The organism is Duganella sp. 1411, assembly GCF_017833525.1.
GTDB lineage: Bacteria > Pseudomonadota > Gammaproteobacteria > Burkholderiales > Burkholderiaceae_D > Rugamonas.
The window spans coordinates 241,007-262,909 of sequence record NZ_JAFICD010000003.1; the positions used below are offsets into that span (position 1 = coordinate 241,007).

General features: G+C 66.8%; 21 protein-coding genes. 9 read left to right on the top strand and 12 right to left on the bottom strand.

The annotated features are described in order from the left end of the window. Positions 1-2: 2 nt before the first annotated feature. Positions 3-1,091 (bottom strand): MBL fold metallo-hydrolase, encoded by a 1,089-nt coding sequence (locus JOD97_RS18145; RefSeq protein WP_209721099.1) that lies wholly within the window; start codon positions 1,089-1,091, stop codon positions 3-5. 84 nt (positions 1,092-1,175) lie between these two features. Between JOD97_RS18145 and JOD97_RS18150 the strand changes: the two genes are divergently transcribed. After that, positions 1,176-1,799, top strand: coding sequence for a TetR/AcrR family transcriptional regulator (locus JOD97_RS18150; protein WP_209721102.1), 624 nt, complete (start codon positions 1,176-1,178; stop codon positions 1,797-1,799). Here the strand turns inward: JOD97_RS18150 and JOD97_RS18155 are convergent. Both JOD97_RS18155 and JOD97_RS18160 read right to left on the bottom strand, forming a co-directional pair. Continuing rightward, entirely contained in the window at positions 1,796-2,884 is a 1,089-nt protein-coding gene (locus JOD97_RS18155) for an exo-alpha-sialidase (RefSeq protein WP_209721105.1), read from the bottom strand. The two genes, JOD97_RS18150 and JOD97_RS18155, sit on opposite strands and share 4 nt — an antisense overlap. A 1-nt stretch (position 2,885) precedes the next feature. Then, a complete protein-coding gene (locus JOD97_RS18160) occupies positions 2,886-3,155 on the bottom strand; it encodes a MoaD/ThiS family protein (RefSeq protein ID WP_209721108.1) in 270 nt (89 codons plus the stop codon). A gap of 100 nt (positions 3,156-3,255) precedes the next feature. On the opposite strand from JOD97_RS18160, the gene JOD97_RS18165 reads away from it, so the two are divergent. Beyond that, positions 3,256-3,567, top strand: a complete 312-nt coding sequence (locus JOD97_RS18165) for a hypothetical protein (RefSeq protein WP_209721111.1) — start codon at positions 3,256-3,258, stop codon at positions 3,565-3,567. A 122-nt stretch (positions 3,568-3,689) separates the two neighbouring features. Here JOD97_RS18165 and JOD97_RS18170 read toward each other — a convergent pair whose 3' ends face one another. From JOD97_RS18170 to JOD97_RS18190, 5 genes are all read right to left on the bottom strand, one after another. After that, positions 3,690-3,983, bottom strand: a complete 294-nt coding sequence (locus JOD97_RS18170; protein ID WP_209721113.1) for a 2Fe-2S iron-sulfur cluster-binding protein — start codon at positions 3,981-3,983, stop codon at positions 3,690-3,692. A gap of 39 nt (positions 3,984-4,022) precedes the next feature. After that, positions 4,023-5,660 (bottom strand): PAS domain-containing methyl-accepting chemotaxis protein, encoded by a 1,638-nt coding sequence (locus JOD97_RS18175; RefSeq protein ID WP_209721116.1) that lies wholly within the window; start codon positions 5,658-5,660, stop codon positions 4,023-4,025. A gap of 212 nt (positions 5,661-5,872) precedes the next feature. Beyond that, entirely contained in the window at positions 5,873-6,799 is a 927-nt protein-coding gene (locus tag JOD97_RS18180; protein ID WP_209721119.1) for an ABC transporter permease, read from the bottom strand. Next, positions 6,796-7,890 carry an ABC transporter permease gene (locus JOD97_RS18185; protein WP_229264550.1) on the bottom strand — a complete coding sequence of 365 codons (1,095 nt, stop codon included), beginning with the start codon at positions 7,888-7,890 and terminating at the stop codon, positions 6,796-6,798. Before JOD97_RS18185 ends, JOD97_RS18180 begins: the two co-directional genes overlap by 4 nt. Next, a complete protein-coding gene (locus tag JOD97_RS18190; protein ID WP_209721122.1) occupies positions 7,877-9,427 on the bottom strand; it encodes an ABC transporter ATP-binding protein in 1,551 nt (516 codons plus the stop codon). Before JOD97_RS18190 ends, JOD97_RS18185 begins: the two co-directional genes overlap by 14 nt. 304 nt (positions 9,428-9,731) lie before the next feature. Between JOD97_RS18190 and JOD97_RS18195 the strand changes: the two genes are divergently transcribed. The 7 genes from JOD97_RS18195 to JOD97_RS32725 all read left to right on the top strand — a co-directional run bounded on the left by JOD97_RS18195 (position 9,732) and on the right by JOD97_RS32725 (position 15,592). After that, entirely contained in the window at positions 9,732-10,517 is a 786-nt protein-coding gene (locus JOD97_RS18195; RefSeq protein ID WP_209721125.1) for a GntR family transcriptional regulator, read from the top strand. 115 nt (positions 10,518-10,632) lie between these two features. Continuing rightward, complete coding sequence (locus tag JOD97_RS18200; protein WP_229264551.1) at positions 10,633-11,487, top strand: outer envelope protein; 855 nt, start codon at positions 10,633-10,635, stop codon at positions 11,485-11,487. A gap of 20 nt (positions 11,488-11,507) precedes the next feature. Beyond that, the gene (locus JOD97_RS18205) at positions 11,508-12,590 is read left to right on the top strand and encodes a BMP family ABC transporter substrate-binding protein (protein WP_209721129.1); all 1,083 of its coding nucleotides are present in this window, start codon (positions 11,508-11,510) and stop codon (positions 12,588-12,590) included. A gap of 5 nt (positions 12,591-12,595) precedes the next feature. After that, a complete protein-coding gene (locus JOD97_RS18210) occupies positions 12,596-13,675 on the top strand; it encodes an aromatic ring-hydroxylating dioxygenase subunit alpha (RefSeq protein ID WP_209721132.1) in 1,080 nt (359 codons plus the stop codon). A gap of 13 nt (positions 13,676-13,688) precedes the next feature. Further along, a complete protein-coding gene (locus JOD97_RS18215; protein WP_209721135.1) occupies positions 13,689-14,168 on the top strand; it encodes a nucleoside deaminase in 480 nt (159 codons plus the stop codon). Positions 14,169-14,335: 167 nt separating this feature from the next. Continuing rightward, complete coding sequence (locus tag JOD97_RS18220) at positions 14,336-14,923, top strand: hypothetical protein (protein WP_209721139.1); 588 nt, start codon at positions 14,336-14,338, stop codon at positions 14,921-14,923. 255 nt (positions 14,924-15,178) lie between these two features. After that, positions 15,179-15,592: an EF-hand domain-containing protein gene (locus tag JOD97_RS32725; RefSeq protein ID WP_229264552.1), complete on the top strand. Its 414-nt coding sequence runs from the start codon at positions 15,179-15,181 to the stop codon at positions 15,590-15,592. Here the strand turns inward: JOD97_RS32725 and JOD97_RS18230 are convergent, their stop codons facing one another. The 4 genes from JOD97_RS18230 to JOD97_RS18245 are packed head-to-tail and all read right to left on the bottom strand — an operon-like array spanning position 15,593 to position 21,869. Then, entirely contained in the window at positions 15,593-16,792 is a 1,200-nt protein-coding gene (locus JOD97_RS18230) for a hybrid sensor histidine kinase/response regulator (RefSeq protein WP_209721142.1), read from the bottom strand. Continuing rightward, positions 16,792-17,451, bottom strand: a complete 660-nt coding sequence (locus tag JOD97_RS18235) for a chemotaxis protein CheB (protein WP_209721145.1) — start codon at positions 17,449-17,451, stop codon at positions 16,792-16,794. Before JOD97_RS18235 ends, JOD97_RS18230 begins: the two co-directional genes overlap by 1 nt. Positions 17,452-17,453: 2 nt before the next feature. Further along, complete coding sequence (locus JOD97_RS18240; protein WP_209721148.1) at positions 17,454-18,272, bottom strand: protein-glutamate O-methyltransferase CheR; 819 nt, start codon at positions 18,270-18,272, stop codon at positions 17,454-17,456. Positions 18,273-18,287: 15 nt separating this feature from the next. Further along, positions 18,288-21,869, bottom strand: a complete 3,582-nt coding sequence (locus JOD97_RS18245) for a response regulator (RefSeq protein ID WP_209721151.1) — start codon at positions 21,867-21,869, stop codon at positions 18,288-18,290. Positions 21,870-21,903 lie beyond the last annotated feature (34 nt).

The following is a 21,903-nucleotide window of genomic DNA, read 5'->3' on the forward strand; positions in this document are numbered from 1 at the left end:
GGTCAGGCGGCCGCCCCGGCCGCCGCCATTTCGCGTTCGACCAGCGGTACCCACCATTTTCCATCCAGCGCGGGCCGCGTGATATCGAGCGCCAGGCCGATTTCCGGCGTCGCCAGCGGCAAGCGGCGCTCGCCGGCCAGTTCCGCGATGCGGCTGAACGGGTCGTGCCAGGCGTGCAGCGACAAGTCGAAGGTACCGTTATGAATCGGCATCATGACCTTGCCCCGCAGGTCGATGTGCGCCTGCAGCGATTCCTCAGGCTGCATGTGGACGTCCGGCCATTGCGGATCGTAGGCGCCGGTCTCCACCATGGTCAGGTCGAACGGGCCGTATTTGCGGCCGATCTCCTTGAATCCATCGAAATACCCGCTATCGCCGCTGAAAAACACCTTGACGTCGCGGTCCTCGATGACGAACGAGGCCCACAGCGTCTTGTTGCGGTCGTTCAGGCCGCGGCCCGAGAAATGCTGCGCCGGCGTGGCCACCAGCTTGAGCCCGGCCACGTTGGTGCTCTGCCACCAGCTCAGCTGGCGCACCTTGGCGCGCGGAATGCCCCAGGCGATCAGGCGGTCGCCCACGCCCAGCGGCGTGATGAAGTGCTCGGTCTTGGCGGCCAGCTTGAGCACGGCGGCCTTGTCCAGATGGTCGTAGTGGTCGTGCGACAGGATGATGCCCTTGATCGGCGGCAGCTCGTCGATGCCGATCGGCGGCTGGTGGAAGCGCCGCGGACCGGCCCATTGCACCGGCGAGGCGCGCTCGGAAAACACCGGATCGGTCAGCCAGAAGTTGCCGTTGAGCTTGAGCAGCACTGTCGAGTGGCCGAGGCGGAAAAGTGTGCGATCCGGAGCTTCCAATAACTGGCGCTGCGTGATCGCGTGAACGGGGATGGCCTGGCGCGGCACGGTGTCGGCGGGCTTGTCGAACAGCACGCGCAACAGCACGCCCAAGCCCTGGAGCAGGCCCATCGTATGCATCTTGACCGGATTGCGGAACTTGCCGGTGCGCGTGCGCGGCGCGCTGGGCACGGACAGCCCGTCGAGGCCGTCGAGGCCGGTGACGGGGGCTTTGGCGATAGCGGTCTGAGAAGTCATACGGGGCTCCATGGGAGATAATCTACACTACACAGTGTAGTTCCATTTTTTGAAAAAGTAAACCAGACGGTGTAAAATAAAGTCATGAACACGCCCTGCACTCCCCTCAAGCTGACCGACCGCAAGCGTCAGGCCATCGTCGACGCGGCCATCGCCGAGTTCCGCGCCAGCGGTTTCGAATCGACCAGCATGGACAAGATCGCCGCCACCGCCGGGGTGTCGAAGCGCACCGTCTACAACCACTTCCCCAGTAAAGACGAACTGTTCGCGCAAATATTGCATCAATTGTGGTGCAGCACCTCGGCGCTGATGGACGCGCCCTACCTCAAGGACGTGCCGCTGCGCCAGCAATTGCTGGAAATGCTGTGGAAAAAGATGGGAATGTTGCAGGATGCCTATTTCCTCGACCTGGCGCGGGTGGCCATCGCCGAGTCGATCCACTCGCCGGAACGGGGGCAGGAGATGGTCACCCGGCTGAGCGAGAGGGAGGAAGTCGTCACGCTATGGCTGCGCGCGGCGCAGGCCGACGGCAAGCTGCGCCAGGCCGATCCGGTGCTGGCCTCGCACATGCTGCAGGGTCAGCTGAAGACCTTCGCCTTCTGGCCGCAGGTGACGCTGAACCAGCCGCCGCTGGACCCGGCCGCGCAGCGCCAGGTGATCGAGACCACCGTCGACATGTTCCTGGCCTACTACGAGCTGCGGCCTTAGGCGAAGGTAACCGCGTAAATCGGCGGCAGCGTGGTCGAGATGGTCTGCCACTGGCCGCCGCCGTCCTCCGACAGCCAGGCGCCGCCGGTCGTCGACCCCATCAGCAGCAACTGGCCGTCGTCGCTGACGGCCAGCCCGTGCCGGTAGACCAGGTCGTAGCAATGCTGCTGCGGCAGGCCGCCGCGCCACGCGGTGAAGCTCTGGCCGCCGTCGACGGTGCGGGTGACGGCCAGCGCCGCGCGCGGCGGCACCCGCTTGCTGTCGGCCTCGGCCGGCACGAACCACGCCGTCTCGCCGTCGCCCGGATGGACCGCCGTCGCGAAGCCGAAATTCGACAGCGGCGCCGCCCGCACCTCGGTCCAGTGGGCGCCGTTGTCGACGCTGCGCCAGATGCCGTTGTGATGCTGGCACCACAGCTTGTCCGGCTCGCCCGCGCAGCGCACGATGCGGTGCGGGTCCTGCACCGCCTCCACCTCGGCCAGCTCGGGCGGCATGTAGCTCGCCACCATGCCCTTGGCGCGCGGCGCCCAGCTCTCGCCGCCGTCGTTGGTCAGCCAGGCGCCGCCGCACGACACGCCCACCAGCACCGAGCGGCTGTCGCGCGGATCGACGCAAATGCTGTGGATGCCCGGCACGTCGTAGCCGCCACCCATCCACTGGGCGCGCTCGGGCACGTTCCACAGCGACTCCACCAGATGCCAGCTGTCGCCGCGGTCGTTCGAGCGGAACAGGCCGCCCGGCAAGGTGCCGGCCCACAGCACGCCCGGCTGGTCCGCGCCGCCGGCCGCCAGCGACCAGACCTGCTTGACGGTCCACTCGACCTTGTCCTCGCTGTCGGCCGGCTTGGGCGGGAACGCCGGCGCCGCGATCTCGACCCACGCGTCGCTGCCCGGATCGCGCCGGTGCAGCTTGGTGCCGAAGTGGCCCAGGCTCAGCGCCGCGTACAAGGTGCCGTCGCGCCGGTCCGGCAGCACCATCGACACCGGGTCGCCGAGAAAATGCTGGCGGTCCAGGTGCCACGCTTCATGCGTGCGATAGACTTCGAACAATCCCTTGCGGGTGGCGAGATAGGCGCGGTCGGACATGTCAGCCTCCTGATAGAGCTTGCAAGATATAGACTTTGGACCGGGGCGCAAGGGCGTCGTTCAGGCGTTGGCGCTCGCCGGTGCGCTGGCCGTCGATGAAGATGACGACGTTCTCGCGCAGATGGCCCTGCTCGTCGAGCACGTAGCCGCGCAGCCTGGGATGGGCGTCGAACGCCTGGTCCAGGGCGCCGCGCAGATCGGCCGCGTCGGTCTCCACCTGCGGCACGGTCATGAATCGACCCAGTTGCTGGGTAAAAATCAGTTGCGCCATGTTTATTTTCTCATTGGTCGACTGGGATTCAGCACAGATTCTAACGCGGATTGGCGGCGGTTTCGCTAAAATGAAGACGCCTCAACTACCGGAGCACCGCATGTCGATTACGCCGCAAGAGCTGGAACTGCTGATGCAGGAGGTGGAGAAGGAGGACCCGATCGATTTCGCCGACCTGCCGTTCGACGAGCACGATCTGCGCGCGCTCATTTCGAACCACTTGTGCGAGATGGCCGACGCCATGGACAGCTTCAGCGACGAGGACAAGCATTTGACGCTGCTGGCCGTCGCGGCCAAGCTGGTGCTGGAGAACATGGTGCTCAATATCCAGCTGCTGCGGCGCCACGGCGTGCCGCTGAGCGAATCGGCCGACGCGCTGCTGAGCCGCCTGCGCAAGGGGCCGGGGACGTAAATAAACCTTGGTTCCACGTAGGGCGGATTAGGCGGGACGCCGTAATCCGCCACTCGATGAGCCGCCAACGGCGCATGCATGGCGGATTACGCTACGCTAATCCGCCCTACGTATAACACGTGTCAAATCACCTGCACGCGCCTGGCCGCCGGCGCCACGATCACCAGATCGCCCTCGGCCACCGCCACGCACGGCAAAATATAGCCTTCGCGCTTCTCGTCCAGGCTCAGGCCCGGCCACTCGATCTTGTAGCGCACCGCGCCGCCGGTGCTCAGGCAGATGCAGGTGCGGCAGGTGCCGTTGCGGCAGGAGCTGGGCAGGCGCACGCCGGCCCGCTCGGCCGCCTCCAGCACCGTCGCCGGCGCCGCCGCGTCGAAATTCCAGCCCTGCCCCGCCAATGTCACCTTGCCGCCCATGTCGTCGATTCCCGATCGTCAAACCGGCATGATACGGTATCACCCGTGCGCGACCAGCTTCGGCCTGGCCCTGGCCGGCGGCGCGGACGCGGCGCGCCTGGCGTTATGCAGCTTGAACACCGCCATCGCCTGCGCCACGCAACGCGTCTGCTGCGCCAGGTTGCCGGCGGCGGCCGCCGCTTCCTCCACCAGCGCCGCGTTGCGCTGCGTGATGTCGTCGATCTGGATCACCGCCTGGTTGACCTGGCCGATGCCGTCGCTCTGCTCGCGCGTCGAATTGGAGATCTCGCCCATCACCTGCGACACCTTGTCGACCGACTCGATCACCTCGCCCATGGTCACGCCGGCGCTGTTGCTCAACACCGTGCCCGCTTGCACCTTGGAGATCGACATGTCGATCAAGGTCTTGATTTCCTTGGCGGCGGTGGCCGAGCGCTGCGCCAGCGCGCGCACCTCGCTGGCGACGACGGCGAACCCGCGCCCCTGCTCGCCGGCGCGCGCCGCCTCCACCGCCGCGTTGAGCGCCAGGATATTGGTCTGGAAGGCGATGCCGTCGATCAGGCCGATGATGTCGAGGATCTTGTTCGACGAGGCGCTGATATCGCCCATCGTCGACACCACCTGCGAGACGATGCTGCCGCCCTGCGCCGCCACCCGCCGCGCGTGTTCCGCCAGGTCGCTGGCGCTGGCGACGTTGGACGCGCTTTGCTGCACGGTCGATGTCAGCTGCTCCATGCTGGCGGCGGTCTGCTGCAGGCTGGAGGCCTGCGACTCGGTGCGGCCCGACAGATCCAGATTGCCGTTGGCGATTTCGCCGGTGGCCAGCGAGATCTCGGCGAAGTTGGCGCGCACGTCGCCGATGATGCTGTGCAGGTTGATATTGGTCTGCCGCAGCGCGGCCAGCAGGCGGCCCACCTCGTCGTCGCGGCGCACCTCGATGGTGGCCGTCAGATCGCCGCCCGCCATCATGCGCGCCGCCCTGGCCGCGTGCCCCAGCGGCAGCGCCACGTGCAGATACAGGCCGCGCGCGAACCCCGCCATGCCCAGCATCGCCAGCAGCGCGACGGCGCCCAGCCAGCCGCGCGCCTGGCCGATGGCGGCGTCGCCCATGCCCAGCAGGCATGCCGCCAGCAAGGCCAGCGCGCCCCCCACCAGCGCGCATGCGACACCGATCCGCGTCGCCAGCGACATGCGCGCCAGGCCCGCCAGCCGCGCGGCGACGCCGGAGCCGACGCCCTGGCCGTTGACGATGCGCAGGCGGCGCGGATTGCCCGCCTTGAACTGCCGGTACAACGCGTCGGCCGCGCGCACCTGCTCGCGCGTGGGCTTGGTGCGCACCGACAGATAGCCGACCGGCTTGCCCTGCTCGATCACCGGCGTCACGTTGGCCAGCACCCAGTAATAGTCGCCATTCTTGCAGCGGTTCTTGACCACGCCGGTCCACGGCATGCCGGCCCGGATGGTGGCCCACAGGTCGGCGAAGGCCTCGACCGGCATGTCCGGATGGCGCACGATGTTTTGCGGCGCGCCCATCAACTCCTCCTCGGTGAAGCCGCTGACCTCGACGAAGTAGGGATTGGCGTAGTTGATGTTGCCTTGTAAATCGGTGCTGGAGACGATGGTCTTGCCGTCTTCCATGACGTATTCTTTTTGCGTAATTGGACTGTTGGTGCGCATGGCCGTTCCTTGTTTTCATTATGAAAAAAACGAAGTCGACGAACCGGGGCTTGGGGGACGTCTTGGGCCGCGACGCTCGCGTCACGGCCATGACGCCAAGATAGATCTTTTCCAACAGCAACAATCTCACCAATTGTCGCGGCAACGCGCTAGCACCGATTAATGCGGGGAATTTTGATCTAGATCAACTTTCCAGTGCCACAAAACTACAATCAATCCGGCTTGAAGTTTTGGCCCAGCGACATGGGTTTGTTTAACAAGATAGTCCGCGGATTGCGGCAGATGATCACCAGCACCACGATGGTGGCCAGGTACGGCAGCATCGACAGGAACTCCGCCGGGATCGCGATGCCCAGGCCCTGGCCATGGAACTGCAGCACCGTCACGCCGCCGAACAGGTAGGCGCCGACCAGCACCCCGCGCGGCTTCCAGGTCGCGAACACCACCTGCGCCAGCGCGATCCAGCCGCGTCCCGCCGTCATGCCCTCGACCCACATCGGCGTCAGCGCCAGCGACAGGTAGGCGCCCCCCAGGCCGGCCATGGCGCCGCCGAACAGCACCGTGCCGTAGCGCAGCGCGATGACCGGGAACCCGATCGCGTGGGCGCTGTGCGGCGATTCGCCGACCGCCCGTATCACCAGCCCCAGACGGGTGCGCGCCAGCATCCAGCCGATCAGCGCCACCAGCGCCACCGACGCGTACACCATGGCGTCGAAGCGGAACAGCAGCGGGCCGACGAACGGCAGCTCCGACAACAGCGGCAACGTCAGCGACGGCATGCGCTCCACCGTCTGGCCGACAAAGCCGCGCCCCACGAACGCCGACACGCCGATGCCGAACAACGTCAGCGCCAGGCCGGTGGCCACCTGGTTGGTCTGCAGCGTCAACACCAAAAAGCCGAAGATCAGCGACATCGCCATCCCCGCCGCCATCGCCGCCGCCAGGCCCAGCCACATCTGGCCGGTGCTCAAGGTAACGCCGAAGCCGACCACCGCGCCGACCAGCATCATGCCCTCCATGCCCAGATTGAGCACGCCGGAACGTTCGGTCACCAATTCGCCCATCGAGGCCACCACCAGCGGCGTGGCGGCGCCCGCCGTGCTGGCGAGGAAGGCGATTAACAACGCGCTATCGATCATACGGTTTCTCCAACGGCGACGCTCGCGGGCGTGGGACGCTTGCGCGGCTTGAAGCGGTAGTGGATGAACAGGTCGGCCGCCAGCAGGTAAAACAGCAGCAACCCCTGGAACATGCCGGTGATCGCCGACGGCACCTGCAGCTCGATCTGCGCGGTCTCGCCGCCGATGTACAGCAGCGACATCAGCAGCGCCGACAGCACCACGCCCAGCGGATGCAGGCGGCCGACATAGGCGACAATGATGGCCGCGAAGCCGTAGCCGGACGACACCGAAGGCTGCATCTGCCCCAGCGGGCCGGCTACCTCGCCGACGCCGGCCACGCCGGCCAACGCGCCGCTGACCATGAACGCCAGCCAGACGTTGCGCGGCTCGCTGAAGCCGGCGTACAGCGCCGCCGCCGGCGCCATGCCGCTGACCTGCATGCGGTAGCCGGCGAAGGTGTGCTTACAGAAGAACCAAGCCGCCGCCGCCACCACCAGCGACAGCACGAAGGCGGCGTTGGTGCGCAGGCCCTCCACCAGCAGGGGCAAGGTGGCCGACGCGCTGAACATCTTCGATTGCGGGAAGTTGAAGCCGTCCGGGTCGCGCATCGGCCCATGCACCAGATAACTGAGCAGATGGTAGGCCACGTACACCAGCATCAGGCTGACCAGGATCTCGCTGGTGTTGAAGCGGGTGCGCAGCAGCGCCGGTATCGCCGCCCACAGCATGCCGCCCAGCGCGCCGGCCGCCAGCATCAGCGGCAGCACCCACCAGGCCTCGACCTGGTCGAAGTACAGCGCCACCGCGCCGGCGGCGATGGCGCCGATGGTCAGCTGGCCGTCGGCGCCGATGTTGGCGACGTTGGCGCGAAAGCCGATCGCCAGGCCCACGCCGCACAGGATCAGCGGCGTCGCCTTGAGCAGCAGCTCGCCGACGCCGTACAGCGAGGTCCACGGCTTGACGAAGTAGACGTAGAACGCGTGCAGCGGCTGCTGGCCGAGGAAGAAGAACAGCAAGGAGCCGGTCAGCAGCATGGCCGCCGCCGCGATCAGCGGCGACGCCAGCATCATGCGGCGCGAAGGTTCCGGACGTGGTTCAAGCGTGGACATGGTCGGCCGCTCCCTGGTAATCGAAGTCGCCGCTCATCCACACGCCGATCTGGTTGATGCTGGTGTCGGCCGCCGGCACCGCGCGCGACAGGCGGCCGTCGGCCAGCACCGCGATGCGGTCGCTCAGCATGAATAATTCGTCCAGCTCCTCGGACAACACCAGCACCGCCACGCCCTGGTCGCGCATGTCGAGGATGGCCTGGCGTATCAACATGGCGGCGCCGACGTCCACGCCCCATGTCGGCTGCGCGAACACCATCACCGTGGGCGCCAGCATGATTTCGCGGCCGACGATGAACTTCTGCAGATTGCCGCCCGACAGGCTGGCCGCGGCCGAGCGCTCGCCGCCGCACTTGACGTTGAAGCGGTCGATCACCTTGCGCGCGAAGTCGCCCACCGCGCCGCGCCGTATCAATCCGTTTTTGACCATGCCGGTGTCGGCCGCCCGCAGGTAGCCGGTCAGCAGCGCGTTGTCGGCCAGCGACAGGTCCGGCGCGGCGCCGCGTCCCAGCCTTTCCTCGGGCACGAAGCCCAGTCCCAGCCGGCGGCGCCGCGCGGCGTCGAACCTGCCCACGTCGAGGGTTCCGAGCCGGATCGCGCCACCGCCGCCCGCGCGCAGCGGACGCTCGCCGGAGATGGCCTTCAACAGCTCCTGCTGGCCGTTGCCGGAGATGCCGGCGATGCCGACGATCTCGCCGCCGCGCACCTCCAGATCGATGTCCTTGAGGCGGGTGCCGAAAGGATCGTCGCTGTCGACCGTCAAGCCCCGCACGTTCAGCAGCACCTCGCCCGGCGCGCGCGGCCGGTTTACGCACACCGGCAGCTCGCGCCCGATCATCAACTCGGCCAGCGAGCGCGCGCTTTCCCGCTTCGGATCGGCGGTGCCGGACACGCGCCCGCCGCGCAGCACCGTCGCCTTGTCGCACAGCGACTGGATTTCGTCGAGTTTGTGGCTGATATACAGGATGCTGACCCCTTCGGAGGCCAGGCGCCGCAGCGATTCGAACAATTTAAGCACCGCGTCGGGCGTCAGCACCGAGGTCGGCTCGTCCATGATCAGCAAGCGGGGCGACTGCAGCAGGCAGCGCACGATCTCCACCCGCTGCCGCTCGCCGACCGACATGCTGTGCACCAGCCGCAGCGGATCGAGCGGCAGGCCGTATTGTTCGGAGACGGCGCGGATGCGCGGCGCCAGTTCGGCCGGCGTCACCTTCTCGTCGAGCGCCAGCGCGATGTTCTCGGCCACCGTCAGCGTCTCGAACACCGCGAAGTGCTGGAACACCATGCCGATGCCCAGCTTGCGCGCGTCGTGCGGCGAATGGATGTGGACCTGGCGGCCCTCCCATATCACCTGGCCGTCATCGGGCTTGGTCACGCCGTAGATGATCTTCATCAGCGTGCTTTTGCCGGCGCCGTTCTCGCCCAGCACCGCGTGGATCTCGCCGGGCATCACGGTCAGGTCGACGCCGGCGTTGGCCACCACCGACGGATAGATCTTCGAGATGCCGAGCATCTGCAGACGGGGTACTTCCTTCATCCGCTGTCCTCATCGTATACAAAGTAGTTACCCGGTCAGACGCAAGTAACATGCCACGCAGCGGCGCGCGGTATCCGACCCCGCATGCGTTCGCCGATACGCGTGCGCCACCGCTTAGGGGTCGGACCCATAGGGTCCGACCCCGCACGGGGGTGCGGGTTTGCTTTGGACCGCCACGCACCAAATAAGACTGGATCGTCACCAAAACCATGCACCGGCTCCCCCAAGTTGTACACAAAACCTCGATCGGCGTGAGCACACTTCCTGCTTTATATGGCGACGTGTATCCACTGGAGATTCAAAGATGTCATCCACCATATCCGCCCGCCCACAAGGCAAACGCAAAGGCGCGAACAAGGCCGAACCGGCCGCCCGCGCCATCGAAAAAGACGCGCAACAGGACGCGCCGCTCAAGCGCGGCACCACCGGCGTCGACATGCGCATCCACCGCGCCGTCGTCAACGCCGTCATGAGCCACCGCCTGCCGCCCGGCACCCATCTCGGCGAGGCCGATTTCTGCGAGCTGTATCAAGTCAGCCGCACCACCGTGCGCAAGGCGCTGCAACGGCTGGCGCACGACCACATCATCGAACTGCGCCCCAATCGCGGCGCGGTCATCGCCTCGCCCACGCCGGAGGAGGCGCGCGACATCTTCGCCGCCCGCCGCGCCATCGAACGCGAGATCATGCCGCTGGTGATAAGCAACGCCACGCCGGCGTCGCTGCGGCAGATACGGTCCGCGCTCGAAGCGGAGGACCAGGCGCGCCGCACCGGCGACCGCGCCGCCTGGATACGGCTTGGCGGCGAGTTCCACATCCTGCTGGCCGAACTGGCCGGCAACCACGTGCTGCGGCGCTTCATGGCGGAGCTGGTGTCGCGCTGCTCGCTGATCATCGCGCTCTACGAAACGCCCGGAGCGCCGATGTGCGGCAACGACGAACACCAAGACCTGGCGACCTTGATCGAGCGGGGAAACGTCGCCGAAGCGACGCACCTGATCGAACACCACCTGCTGCAGATCGAGGCGCGCCTGCGCCTGGACACGCCCCACAAAAAGGTCAACCTGGCCGAGGTGCTGTCGGATTTTTAAAATCTGGCCCGCAACTTGCTAGGCAATACGCGGACATTGCATCCAATATTCGAACCGGATCGCATACAAAAATAGTTCGTTCATACCGCACCTTCAACCACTGACTGGAGTTCGCATGATGTCTCAACTCGTAACCCGTACCGCCGCCGTCCTTCTCGCCAGCTGCGCCTGCGCAGCCCAGGCCGCGGACTGGAGCGACACGTCGATCGGCTACCGCTACGGCACCCGCTTCGCCGAGCCGTTCAACAACAGCGACATCACCAAGAACATCGTCAACCTCAATCACGTATCGGGCTACAAATACGGCAAGAACTTCTTCAACGTCGACTTCCTGATGTCCTCCGACGACGACCCGTCGTCGGCCGGAGCGGCCAGCGGCGCGCACGAAGCGTACGTGGTGTACCGCCACACGCTGGACCTGGGCAAGGTCAGCGGCGCCAACCTGGCCTTCGGTCCGGTGCGCGGCGTCGGCGCCACCCTCGGCTTCGACTACAACAGCAAGACCGACGCCGGCTACAACTCCAAGAAGCGCATGGTGGTCGCCGGCCCGACCCTGATGATGGACGTGCCGGGCTTCCTCGACGTCAGCCTGCTGGCGCTGTGGGAGAGCAACGCCCCGTTCAACACCTACACCAACGTCGCCACGCCGCGCTACCGCTACGACACGCACGCCATGCTCACCGCCGCGTGGGGCATCCCGTTCAGCATCGGCATTCCGCTGTCGTTCGAGGGCTACGCCAACTTCATCGCCAAGAAAGGCAAGGACGAATTCGGCGGCGACACCGCGCGCGAAACCAACATCGACATGCAGATCATGTACGACGCCAGCGCCGTCGTCGGCGCGGCGAAGAACACCTTCAAGATCGGCGTCGAATACCAGTACTGGAAAAACAAATTCGGCAACTCGGACAAGAACAACCCCGGTGCGACGGCCCGCACGCCGATGGTCCGCGCCGAATACCACTTCTGATCACCTAAAAAGGAAACCGCATGATGAACCGTCGCACACTCCTGGCGCTCACCGCGCTGACTTCCGCCCTGGGCGCCGCCGCCCTGCCCGCGCTTGCGGCCGAACCGCTGAAGATCGGCTTCGTCTACGTCGGCCCGGTCGGCGACGCCGGCTGGACCTACGCCCACGACCAGGCCCGCCTGGCGATGGAAAAGGCGCTGGCCGGCCAGGTCAAATCGACCTACGTGGAAAACGTGCCGGAAGGCGCGGACGCCGAGCGCGTGATCCGCAAGCTGGTCGCCGAGGGCAACAAGCTGATTTTCACCACCTCGTTCGGCTACATGAACCCGACCGAAAAAGTGGCCAAGTCCACGCCGGGCGTGGTGTTCCTGCACGCCACCGGCTTCAAGACCGGCAAGAACATGGGCACCTACGAATCGCGCCTGTACGAAGGCGCCTACCTGAACGGCATCCTGGCCGGCAAAATGACCAAGTCCAAGACGCTGGGCTTCATCGCCTCCTTCCCGGTGCCCGAGGTGATCCGCAACATCAACGCCTTCACCTTGGGCGCGCAAAGCGTCAACCCCGGCATCAAGACCAAGGTGATCTGGGTCAACTCGTGGTACGACCCGGCCAAGGAACGCCAGGCGGCCGAAACCCTGGTGGCGCAGGGCGCCGACGTGATGGCGCAAAACACCGACTCGCCGGCCACGCTGCAGGTGGCGCAGGAAAAAGGCGTGTACGCCTTCGGCTGGGATTCGGACATGTCGCGCTTCGCGCCCAAGGCCCACCTGACCGCCGCCACCAACGACTGGTCGGGCTACTACATCGACACCGCCAAGGCGGTCATCGCCGGCACCTGGAAAAGCGGCGACTACCGCGGCGGCATGAAGGAAGGCATGGTCAAGATGTCGAAGCTGAACGCGGTGGTTCCGGCCGACGCGGCCAAGGCCTTCGAAGAGAAGAAGGCGGCGCTGACGGCGGGCACCTTCAACCCGTTCACCGGTCCGATCAAGGACCAGTCGGGCGCGGTCAAGTACGCGGCCGGCGTTCCGGTGCCGCTCAAGGACCTGCTGTCGATGAACTTCTACGTGCAGGGCGTGGACGGGGTGATTCCCAAGTAGCCCCGATGAGCATCGACCCCGTCCTACTGAACGACTGGCATCCGGTGGCGCTGTCGGCGCAACTTGGCGGCGCCAGTCCACACCCCACATCAAAGGGGTCGGACCCCGCGCGGGGTCCGACCCCGGGGCATCGCGGGGTGCGGGTTTCCCCCATTCTCGCCGTCGACCTGCTCGACACGCGCATCGCCTTGTGGCGCGACAGCGGCGGCGTGGTGCACGCGTGGGAGGACCGCTGCCCGCATCGCGGCACGCGCCTGTCGATGGGCGCGATCGCCGGCGACACGCTGCGCTGCGCCTACCACGGCTGGCGCTTCGACACCGAAGGCCGCTGCCGCCACATTCCCGCGCTGCCGGATCTGCAGCCCGACCAGCTGAAGGCGCGGGCCCGCACCTTCCACACCCGGGAAGAATACGGGATGGTATGGGTTTGCATCGGTACGCCTTCCATCTCCGGGCCGCCGCGCTTTCCCGAATACGCCGACGAGCGGCTGCGCAAGGTCTGGTGCGGTCCGTACGACGTGCAAAGCAGCGGGCCGCGCATCGTCGAGAACTTCCTCGACATGGCGCACTTCGCCTTTGTGCACGACGGCATACTGGGCGTGCCGGAACAGGCGGCGATTCCCGACTACACGGTCGAGACCTTCGACGATGCCGGCTACGGCAGCGGCGTGTGGGCCAAACAATGCCGCGCGTGGCAGCCGCGGGCCAGCAAGGCCGCCACCGGCGGCAGCGACATCGCATACACCTACCGCGTGGTGCGTCCGCTGACGGCGATACTGACCAAGCATCCGCCGGGCGGCATCGTCGAGGCGATCGCGCTGCTGCCGCAGCCGCTGACGGAGACCTGCACCCGCGTGTGGATCATCCTGGCGCTGGACGATTTCACCTCCGACGACGACGCGCTGCGCGCCTTCCAGGACACCATCTTCCTGCAGGACCAACCGATACTGGAAAGCCAGAGCCCCGCGCGGCTGCCGCTGATCCCCGGCGCGGAAGTGTCGGTGGCGTGCGACCGCATGTCGCTGGCTTATCGCAATTACCTCAAGCGGCAGAACCTGCGCTACGGCGTGCTGCGCGACGACTGAAAGGAAGCACGACATGACGACACCCACCGCGCAAGACCACGAATTCCTCACCCGCGTGCTGGCGCTGGCGCAGCGCTCGCGCGACGAGGGCCACCACCCGTTCGCCGCGATGGTGGTCGCCGCCGACGGCAGCGTCATCGCCGAGGCGATGAACGCCTCCAGCAGCGACCGCACCGCGCACGCGGAGATGAACGCGCTGCGCATCGCGTCCCGACAACACAGTCCCGCGCAGCTGGCCGGCGCCACCTTGTACGCCAACGCCGAGCCGTGCGCGATGTGCGCCGGCGGCACCTACTGGAGCGGCGTCGGCCGCGTCGTCTACGCGCTGTCGGAAGCGAACCTGCTGCAACTGACCGGTAGCGATCCCGAAAATCCGACCTTGTCGTTGCCGTGCCGCGAAGTGTTCGCGCGCGGCCAGCGTCCGACCACCGTCATCGGACCGCTGCGCGAGGACGAGGCGCGCCTGGCCCACGCGGGCTTTTGGCACGGCTAGGACACATGGCGGGTGAGAAACGCGCGGCGGCAAACGCCCGGCGGGGACAAGGCGAACCCAGCTTTAGTGCTGGCGGGTTCGTTGATGCACCTTAAAGCTGAGCCTGCGCGACGGTCTAGTCTGGAAGTCATGCGGGCCGGTCCGGTCTGCTCTTTCAAGGAGTCACCATGTTCTCACTTCAACTCTCCAAAATCCTGGCATCGCGCCTTTTGCGCCCCCTGGCGCTGCTTGCCGTCGCCGCGTTCGCCGCGCCGGGCGCCGCGCTGGCCGACAGCCCCTGGTCCACGGTCGGCTCGACCGGCATCGTCGACGAGTCCTGCTACATGGCCATACAGATGGACAATTTCGAGGCCAGGTTGGTGCCCGGCCTGCTATTCCCCTGCAAGGTCCGTTACCAGGTCACCGACACCTTCGGCACCGGCACCGGGATAGTGGCCAACCGGGCGCTGTTCGCGCACATCCGTGACACCGTCGCCACCCCGGGCAACGTGACAGTGCGCATGTTCGGGTACAACTTGATCACCGGCGTGACGACCCCGATCACCGCGACCAACATCAACTCCGACGTCACGCCGTCCTCCGGCACGCTGGCCAACGGCTTTACCGTCTACAGGAGCCCGGCAGCCGCCCTGGGCTGCGGTGTGACGCTCAACTTCAACACCAACAGCTATTGGATTGAAGTCGACTTTACCCCCGCCGTGCTGACGCCCCTGCCGGGCCTGGCGCTCGGCGCGCTGCAACTGCGCACTTGCTGATCCGATGCATCGCCCCAAGGGCGGCGCCGCACTGCCGGCGGCGCCGCCCTTCCCTCCCAATTCAATGCCGCCTGGCATACAATGCACACTTACCGTTTAGACAAAATTACCTGCGAAAACAAGGACTTGCGCGGTCCGAATGATGTTTCCGGGCGACAAAATCGCATTGCACAATAGAAGGTGTTTGATTAATTGCGGCATTCGGATCAAAGTGTCTACCTGAGCCGTGCATCGACCGATGGCGGGGAGACAACCATGAACCTTTTGCACCTGACCACCCTGACAGCCCTGCTGGCCGCGGCCAACGCCGGCGCCCAAACCCCGCCAGCGGAAACCCCGGCACCGGCCGTCCGAGCGGCCGCGACCGCCGGCGCGGCGACGCCGTATTCCGATTCCTACGTGCCGCGTTCGATGCGCCAGCCGCAGCGCGACATCGCTCCGGGGCCGGTGCTGCTGCGCTTCACCACCTTGCAAAAGCTGAAGAAACGCTTCGAGGACGCCGACGCCGACCGCAGCGGCACGCTGACGCGCGAAGAGGCGCGCCAGGCCGGCCTGACCATCGTCGACAAGAACTTCGACGGCATCGACACTGCCCAGCGCGGCCAGGTCAGCTTCGACGACCTGAACGCCTATCTGATCCAGCGCCGCGAGGAAGCGGGCGCGCGCTGATTACGCGGGCGGCGCGTCCCGGCGCGGCAAGGTCAGCGTGAACACCGCGCCCTCGCCCGGCGTGCTCGACACGGTCAACGTGCCCTCGTGCACCTCGGCCAGCTCGCGCGAAATATACAAGCCCAATCCCAACCCGGCCGGCACCTCGTTGCCGACGCCGCGCTCGTACGGCTCGAAGATCTTCTGCTGCTGTTCGGGATCGATGCCGGGGCCCTGGTCGCGCACCTCGACCCGCGCCACGTCCTGCTCGACCACCAGCGTCACCGCCACCGGCCGCTGCGCGCCGTAGCGCAGCGCGTTGGTCAGCAGGTTGACGACGATCTGCTCGATGCGGAACTCGTCCCACCAGCCGCTGACCGGGGTGTCGGCCTCGAGGCTAATGGTGCAGCCGGCCGTGGCGGCCTGCGGCGTCAGATCGTGCACCACCCGCCGCAGCAGTCCCGACAGTTCCACCCAGCCCGGCCGCAGCGACAGCTTGCCGCTGCGGATGCGCGAGACGTCGAGCATGTCGTCGATCAGGCGGATGATGCTCTGGATCTGGCGGTCATCGCGCGCCACCATGCGCTGCAGCTGCTCGGCGCCGAAGGCGGCCATGTTGCCGCGCTCGAGCTGCATCTTGCGCAGCTGCGTCTCCAGGTACAAGGTGTTGAGCGGCGTGCGCATCTCGTGCGACACCATGGACATGAACTCGTCGCGCATGGCCAGCGCCCGCTGCAGCTGGGCCTGCGCGGCGTTCAGCTCGGCCAGGGTGGCCTCCTGCTTTTGCCGCGCCAGCTCCAGCGCCCGCACCTGCGCGCGCGTGGCCTCACGCTGCTCGTACAGCGCGACGAACACCTCGACCTTGCTGCGCACGGCGCGCGAGTCGAGCGGCTTGTAGAGCACGTCGACGGCGCCGGCCTCGTAGCCCTTGAACGAGTAGTTGAGCTCCTTGCCGGCGGCGGTGACGAAGACGATGGGGATTTGCCGGGTGCGCTCGGTGCCGCGCATCAGTTCGGCCAGCTCGAAGCCGTCCATGCCGGGCATCTGCACGTCGAGGAAGGCCATCGCGAAGTCGTGCTGCAGCAGCAAGGCCAGCGCCTCCTCGCCGGAGCCGGCCTGGAAGATCTGGCGCCCGTCGCCGCGGATGACGGCGTTGAGCGCCTGCAGGTTTTCCGGCAGATCGTCGACGATCAGCAGTTTGGTCGGGTGCTCGGCTTGCATTAATTATTCTCCAGCATCAACAGCAGTGTGTGTATGTCGTCCAGCGACAGGATCAGGTCCGGCGTCCGCAAACGGATGGCTTCCCTCGGCATCGTGGCCACCTCGGCCTCGTCCGGGTCTTGCACCACGGTCAGGCCGCCGGCGCGGCCGATCGCGGCCAGGCCGGCGGCGCCGTCCTGGTTGGCGCCGGTCAACAAAATGCCCAGCAAGGCCGGGCCGTAGGCGTCCGCCGCCGATTCCATCAAAAAATCGATCGCCGGCCGCGCGAAGTGCAGCGGCGCCTCGCAGCTGAGCGAAAAGCTGCGATCCGACTCGACCGACAAATGGTAGCCGGAACCGGCGAAATACAGCGTCCCGGATGACAGCGGTTCCTTGTCGGCGGCCTCGCGCACCGGCAGCGCCATGCGCAGGCGGAACACCTCGGCCAGCTGGCTTTGACGGTTCTCCGGCAGATGCAGCAGCGCCACCAGCGCCCGGCCATAGCCGGCCGGCAGGCCAGGCAGCAGCTTGAGCAGCGCGCCGACGCCGCCGGCCGAGGCGCCGATCACCACCGCCTCGATCGCGCGGCCGGCCAGCGCGGCCGCGATCGCCCGCGTAGCTGGCAAACCCCGGGGCGAAGCCGGCGCCGGCGTCGGCGGCGATCCAATGGGCGCGCTCATCGCTAACGCTTCCTGAACAGGCGCTCGCGCTTTTGCACCGGCTCGAAGCAGGGCGCGTAGGCGGAAAAATCGATGCTCTCCTTGCTGCCCAGGCCGAGGAAGCCGCGATGGCACAGCGATTCGTGGAACAGCCCGAACGCGCGCTCCTGCAACTTCTTCTTAAAATAAATCATGACGTTGCGGCAACTGATCAAGTGGGTCTCGGCGAACACGGCGTCGGTCGCCAGGCTGTGGTCGGCGAAGGTGACGTTCTCGCACAGCGCGCTGTCGAACAAGGCCGCATTATAGGCCGCCGTGTAGTAATCGGAAAAACTGCGGGTGCCGCCGGCGGCCTGGTAGTTCTCCGTGTACTCGCGCATGGCGTCGAGCGGGAACACGCCCTTGCGCGCCTTCTCCAGCGATTGCGGATTGATGTCGGTGGCGTAGATCATGCTGCGCTCGAGCAAGCCCTCCTCCTTGAGCAAGATCGCCATCGACACCACCTCCTCGCCGGTGCTGCAGCCGGCGATCCAGATCTTCAGCGACGGATAGGTGCGCAGCACCGGCACCGCCTGCTCGCGCAAGGCCTTGAAGTAACCGGGGTCGCGGAACATCGACGTCACCGGGATCGTCAGGTATTGCAGCAGCTGGCTGAACGCGGCCGGCTCGTGCATGATGCGCGCCTGCAGCGCCGAGATGCTGGCGCACTCCATTTCCTTGAGCGCGTGCAGCACGCGGCGCTTTTGCGAGGCGCCGGTGTAGTCGCGGAAATCGTAGCTGTACTTCATGTAGATGGCTTCCATCAACACTTTGAGCTCGATGTCGGTATCGCTATGCTGCATGGCGCGTGCCCTCCATCATCGGCCACGCTCGCCGTTGGGCATCCACACCCGCAGCAAGGAATACAGGCGCGACAGGTCGATCGGCTTGGCCAGGTAATCGCTGGCGCCGGCCGCCAGGCATTGCTCCTGGTCGTCCTTCATCGCCTTGGCGGTGATGGCGATGATCGGCAGGCGGGCGAAGCGGGCGTCGGCGCGGATGTGGCGCGTCGCCTCCAGGCCGTCCATGCCCGGCATCATCACATCCATCAGCACCAGGTCGATGTCGGGGTTCTGGTCCAGCTTTTCGATGGCCTCGAAGCCGTTGCGGCCCACCTCGACCAGCACGCCCTTCTGCTCGAGCGCGCTGGTCAGCGCGAAGATGTTGCGCACGTCGTCGTCGACCAGCAGGATGCGCCGGCCCTCGAACACGCGGTCGCGCGAGCGCACCGTGCGCAGCATCGTCTGGCGCTCGGACGACAGGTCGGCCTCGACCTTGTGCAGGAACAAGGTCACCTCGTCGAGCAGGCGCTCGGGCGAACGGGCGCCCTTGATGATGATCGAGCGCGAATACTTGTGCAGGTCGGCCTCCTCGGCGCGCGACAGGTTGCGGCCGGTGTAGACGATCACCGGCGGGAACGCCGCCAGCTGCTCGCCGGACATGCGCTGCAGCAGCTCGTTGCCCTGCATGTCGGGCAGCTTGAGGTCGATGATCATGCAGTCGAACACGGTGGTGCGCAGCAGCGCCAGCGCCTCCTCGCCGCTGCCGACGTCGACGATGTCGACATCGTCGTCGGAGATCAATTGCACCACGCTGTCGCGCTGGCGGTCGTCGTCCTCGACCAGCAGCACGCGCTTGATCTTTTGCGTCAGCTTGGTCTCGATGCGGCGGAACACCTCCATCAGCTGCTCGCGCGTGGTCGGCTTGAGCGCGAAACCGATCGCGCCCAGGTGCAGCGCGGCCTCGCCGTTGTCGGAGCCGGACACCACGTGCACCGGGATGTGGCGGGTCTGGGCGTCGTCCTTGAGCATCTGCAGCACCGACAGGCCGGAGCGGTCGGGCAGGCGGATGTCGAGCAGCACCGCGTTGGGCCGGTGCGCGCGCGCCAGCTCCAGGCCCTCGTCGGCGTCGAAGGCGACCAGGCAGCGGTATTGTTTTTCGTGCGCCAGGTCGTACAGGATGCGGGCGAAGGCCGGGTCGTCCTCGATCACCAGCACCGAGCGGGCCTGGTCGGCGTCGGTCCGCAACAGGTCGCGGTCGTCGTCGAAGGCGCGCACGCGGGCTTGCTTCTCCTGGCGATCGGCGGCGCCGTCGTGGCGCGCGCCGTGGGCCGAGCCGAGGTCCAGGCCGTGGCCGTGACCCGCCAGCGGCGCCGCCCCGGCCAGGCCGGGCGACGTGGCCGCGTATTCGCCGATGCCGCCCTGCTCGTCCATCGTGGCCGGCGCGCTGGCGCTGCCCACGCGCGGGCCCGGCTCGGGCGCGGTCCAGCGCAGCGGCATCGTCAAGGTGAAGCAACTGCCCTTGCCCGGCTCGCTGACCAGGCTGATCGCGCCGCCCAGCAGGTGCGCCAGGTCGCGCGAGATCGACAGCCCGAGGCCGGTGCCGCCGTACTTGCGGCTGGTAGTGCCGTCGGCCTGCTGGAAGGCGTTGAAGATGGCTTGCTGGTCTTCCTGGCGGATGCCGATGCCGGTGTCCTGCACCGAGAAGCCGACCGCGCCCTCGCCGGCCGCGTGCACCGACAGCGTGATCTGGCCATGGCTGGTGAACTTGAGCGCGTTCGACAGCAGGTTCTTGAGGATCTGCTCCAGGCGCTGGCGGTCGGTGACCATGTGCGTGGCCAGGTCGTCGGCCACCCGCACGTGGAAGGCCAGTTTCTTTTGCTGGGCCAGCGGTTCGAACACCATCGCCATGCCCTCGACCACGTGGCGCAGCGACAACTGCTCCGGCACCAGCTCCAGCTTGCCCGCCTCGACCTTGGAGATGTCGAGGATGTCGTTGATCAGGTTCAGCAAATCGTTGCCGGCCGAGTAGATCGTGTTGGCGAAGCGCACCTGCTCGTCGTTCAGGTTGCCGGCGGCGTTCTCCGACAGCAGCTTGGCCAGGATCAGCGAGCTGTTCAACGGCGTGCGCAGCTCGTGCGACATATTGGCCAGGAACTGCGACTTGTACTGGCTGGCGCGCTCCAGTTCGCGGGCGCGCTCCTCCAGGTCCAGCTGCGCCTTGACCAGCGCGGCGTTTTTCTGGTCCAGCGCGGTGCCCTGCTCGGCCAACTGCTCGTTGGTCTGTTCCAGTTCGGCCTTCTGGTTCTCCAGGCTGGCCTGCGATTCCTCCAGCACGCGCGACTGCTCCTCCAGCTCCTCGTTGGCGGTGCGCAGTTCCTCCTGCTGCACCTGCAATTCCTCGTTGAGCTGCTGGGTTTCCTCCAGCACTTCCTGCAGGCGCTGGCGCGACTGGCTGGCCTCGATGGCGTTGCCGATATTGCCCTTGACCAAGGTGAGGAAGTCCATATCGCGCACCGTGATCGGCCGCAGCAGGCCCAGTTCGACGACGCCGTTGATGTCGCCGTCGTTGTCGAGCGGCGCCAGCAGCACGCTGGCCGGCGTGCCCGCGCCCAGCCCGGAGCTGACCTGGATGTAGTCGGCCGGCACCCGGTCGAGGCGGATCAGGCGCCGTTCCAGCGCCGCCTGCGCCACCAGGCTCTCGCCCGACTTCAATTGCTGGTCGCGCCGCTCCCACTCGTCGCTGAAGCCGTAGGACGCCACGCGGCGCAGGCTGCCATCGCGGTTGCGCAGATACAGCGCGCCGACCACCGCGTTCATGTAGCGCGCCAGGAACTGCAGCAGCGCCGCCGACAGCTGCGGCAAGGCCAGCTGGCCGATGCCCTGCTGCGCCAGCTCGCTCTGGCCGGTGCGCAGCCAGGCTTGCTGCTGCAACAGGTCGGCGTGCTCGGTGTGCTGGCGCAGCACATCGTTATACGTGCGGGACAGGGCCAGCAGCTCGCGCCGGCCGAACCAGGCCAGCGCGCCGCCCACGCCCAGGGTCAGCACCAGATACACCACCGCCACCAAGGTGGTGACGTTGCGGGCCGAGGCGTTGCGATCCTGGCGCATGCGCATCTCGATCTCGATGAAGGCGTCGAGCTGGCGGCGGATCTCGTCGAACTGGTTCTTGCCGCGGCCGGTCTTGACCGGTCCCGTCACGTCGCCGTTGGCGGCGCGCAGCCGTATCATTTCCTGCGCATACTGGTCCCATTGCTGGTGCTGGGCCAGGATGGCGTTCAAGCGGTCGACCTGGGCCGGGCTGTCCTGGACCAGTTTCAGCAGGCTGGCGATGCTGGCGGCCACCTTCGGCTTGGACAGCACGTACGGCTGCAGGAAGCTTTCCTCGCCGGCCAGCATGTAGCCGCGCAGGCCGGTCTCCATGTCGACCATTTCCTTGCTGATCTCGCTTGCGTTGCCGATCACGCGCTCGCTGTGCTCGACCCAGTTCATGGTGGTGACCAGATACACCAGCAGCACCACGAACACGCCGGCGCTGACCACGCCGGCCGCCAGCGGCAGCGTGATGTTGCGGGCGAGAATGCGACGGAAGCCGACGTCGTCGAGCGTTTTGTTGGGCATGGCACGGACCAAGATAACTAGGGAAGCAAGAGTT